Source organism: Vibrio sp. 10N.222.55.C6, assembly GCF_041473395.1.
GTDB lineage: Bacteria > Pseudomonadota > Gammaproteobacteria > Enterobacterales > Vibrionaceae > Vibrio > Vibrio crassostreae_C.
This window is the reverse complement of the sequence record NZ_JBFRSD010001156.1, coordinates 1-289: the sequence shown is the minus strand read 5'-3', so window position 1 is coordinate 289 and position 289 is coordinate 1. Positions and strand designations below refer to the sequence as shown.

At 44.6% G+C, this 289-nt stretch carries 1 protein-coding gene; it reads left to right on the top strand.

What is annotated here, in order from left to right:
• Window positions 1-289, top strand: a 289-nt coding sequence (gene dctP, locus AB4486_RS27975; protein ID WP_372120076.1) for a TRAP transporter substrate-binding protein DctP, incomplete at both ends; no start/stop codon positions are given.

Sequence of the window (289 nt, the reverse complement as noted above, 5' to 3'; positions counted from 1 at the left end):
GTACATGAAGCGATGACGTTTATGGCGAAAGAAGTACGTGAATTGACTGATGGTGAGGTGCGTATTCGTATTTACCCTGATGCTCAATTGGGTACACAGCGTGAATCTATGGAGCTGATGCAGAACGGCGCTTTAGATATGGTGAAAAGTAATGCTGCTGAGCTAGAAGCTTTTTCTCCTGCTTATTCATCATTCAACATGCCTTACTTATTCCGCGATCAAGCGCACTACTACAGTGTGACTGATGGTGAAGTAGGCCGTGACATTCTTAACTCTTCTCGTGATAGCG